The sequence below is a fragment of the Planomonospora algeriensis genome, assembly GCF_977012225.1.
In genome coordinates, this window is record NZ_CDRNDK010000664.1 from 1 (window position 1) to 2,712 (window position 2,712).

The 2,712-nt window shown below is 75.7% G+C and carries 1 protein-coding gene and 1 pseudogene; one reads left to right on the top strand and one right to left on the bottom strand.

Annotation, left to right across the window (positions count from 1 at the left end):
* Nucleotides 1-824: pseudogene (locus ACWJ6R_RS34160) on the bottom strand (hypothetical protein); the annotation flags it as partial.
* An 877-nt stretch (nucleotides 825-1,701) separates the two neighbouring features.
* Between ACWJ6R_RS34160 and ACWJ6R_RS34165 the strand changes: the two are divergent.
* Nucleotides 1,702-2,712, top strand: a 1,011-nt coding sequence (locus ACWJ6R_RS34165) for an ABC transporter ATP-binding protein (RefSeq protein ID WP_449066178.1), incomplete at its 3' end; no start/stop codon positions are given.

The following is a 2,712-nucleotide window of genomic DNA, read 5'->3' on the forward strand; positions in this document are numbered from 1 at the left end:
CCGGGCCGCCGTCCGCGCCACGGTCGGGGCGGGGCGTCCCCAGGGGAGGCGCCGAGGCCGCCCAACTGGTCGGCGGGCAGCGGCCAGTCCGGAAGGGGACGGACCGTCTCCTCGCGCGGAGCGCCGGCCGAGGGGCCCTCCGGAGTTCCGGCGGAATCCGGGCAGGGGGCCCCGGCGGGAGCCTTCGCCGGAACCCCCGGCGGCATTCTGAGCGGGGCCGAGGCGACCAGCTTGTCGGTGTAGGCCAGGGCCGCCCGGGCCTCCCGGCTGAGGGGGCGGAACAGATTCTCCTCCGGGGCGGAGCCGCCCGCCGGCGGAGGCGAGTCGAGCACGTCACCGGGGATCGGAGCGGGCAGCGGCGGCATCGCCTGCCGCGGTCTCGGGCGTCGCGGCCGGGGACGGGGCGTCCGGAGGGCCGTATCGGAGGTGAAGGCCGTGCCGGGAGCGCCGTCGTGGGCCGGGCCGGGGGTGGTGACCGCGCCGGGAGCGGGGCCGGAGGTGAGGGCCGTGCCGGGGGCGCGATCGTGGGCCGGGTCGGGGGTGAGGGCCGTGCCGGGGGCACCGTCGTGGGTCGTGTCGAGGGCCGTGTCGAGGGCGGTCAGGATCGAGCCGCGCAGTTTGGGCATCGGCTCGGTGGTCGCCTCGTGGGCGGAGACGGCGCCCGGGTCCGGCGGGAGGAACAGGCGGGTGCTGGTCAGCGCGTGCGGCTCGGCGAGCGGCAGCGGCCAGGCGGGGGTGGTCGGCCAGAGCCTCTTGACCGGCAGGGAGGAGGGCCGGGCGGCGGGAGCCGTACCCGGAGCGGAGCCGGCGGCCACGTCCGGCACGGCGGCCAGCACGGCGGCGCGCAGCCCCGAGGGAGGGGAGGCCCACGGGCGCGGGCGAGCACGTCGCGGATCTGGGCGGTCCCCAGGAGGGCGAAGACGCGGGCCAGAGCGGCCGGCGGCCGCGCCGAGGGCAGGGCCAGGTCCAGGGACTGGGCGAAGCGGCGGCAGGCGCTCACGGTCAGCTCGTCGGCGGTGTCCGCCGCCACGTCGAGCACCCAGGAGAGCTCGGGGGTGTCCATCCCGCACACGCCGGACAGGTACAGCACCTCGCGCTGGTGCGGCCGCAGGTCGCGCAGGACCCGCCAGACGAAGACGGCCACCGGGTCGGCTCCGGCGGCGGGAGGGGCGTGCACGACGTCGCGCCGCTGGATCTCGCCGCGGGCCATGGCGTACAGCCCGGCGCGCGGGGGCCGCCGTTCGGCGGGCACGCCGGACAGGACGGACAGGACGGCGGCGGAGGCGGCGCCGGGATCGCCGAGCTGGTCGTGGCAGTAGGCGAACAGACCGGGGGCGTGGAGGTCGTAGAACTCGCCGATCGAGTCGCTGAGCGATCGCCGGCCGAGGAGCGGTTGGGTCACGGCGGGACCGGTTCCTGAAGGGTGCGGGCGGGGGTGTGGTGGGGGGTGTGACGGGGGTGGGGCCTGTGGCGTGTGTGACGTGGGTGGTAGGGGTGCCCACGATATGGGCAATGATGCCAAGTCATCGAGGTTCTTCGCACTATTGGATACCTATTTGATGTCGAAGACCTGCGGGTCCGGTGAAAGAGCGGGAGGTAGCGGGACAGACCGGAATCGGGCACCATAGGCTGTTCCGCGAGGGATCATGGGGGCGGTTGCGGCAGGGGGGCCGTGCCCCTGCCGGAGACCAGGGGTTGGACATGATCACATTTGACGGTGTCACCAAGCGGTACGCCGGCGGGACCGTCGCGGTGGACGACCTCGGCCTGGAGGTCCCCACGGGGGAGATCACCGTGTTCGTGGGCCCGTCCGGCTGCGGGAAGACCACCTCGCTCCGCATGATCAACAGGATGGTCGACCCGACCGGCGGGCGGGTCCTGCTCGACGGCGTGGACGTGACGACCATCGACCCGCCGGCCCTGCGGCGCGGCATCGGCTACGTCATCCAGCAGGCCGGTCTCTTCCCGCACCGGAAGGTGGTCGACAACGTGGCCACGGTGCCCCGCCTGCTCGGCTGGGACCGGCGCCGGGCCAGGGCGCGGGCCATGGAGCTGCTGGAGCGGGTCGGGCTGGAGGCCGCGCTGGCCGACCGCTACCCCTTCCAGCTCTCCGGCGGTCAGCAGCAGCGCGTCGGGGTGGCCCGGGCGCTGGCGGCGGACCCGCCGGTGCTGCTGATGGACGAGCCGTTCAGCGCCGTGGACCCGGTCGTGCGCACGAGCCTGCAGGAGGAGCTGCTGCGCCTGCAGGCCGAGCTGCGCAAGACGATCGTGTTCGTCACCCACGACATCGACGAGGCGATCAAGCTCGGCGACCGGGTGGCCGTGCTCCGCGTCGGCGGGCGGCTGGCCCAGCTCGACGCCCCGGCGCGGCTGCTGGCCGAGCCCGCCGACGACTTCGTCCGCGAGTTCCTCGGCCGCGACCGGGGCATCCGACGGCTCTCGTTCGTCCCGAGCGGGGACCTGCCGCTCCGCACCGACCTGACCGTCCCGGTCTCGGCCGCCGCCGCGGTGCGCGGTACGGCCGAGCCCTGGCTGGCCCTGGTGGACGACGACGGCAGGCCGCTGGGGTGGATCGCTCCGCGGCGCCTGCCGGACTCCGGCGTCCCGGCCGACGTGCGGCCGGAGCCGTACGGGGCGTTCGTGCGGGGCCGCGACCCGCTGCGCTCCGTGCTGGACGCGGCGCTGCTGTCCCCCCTCGGGCCACGCATCGCG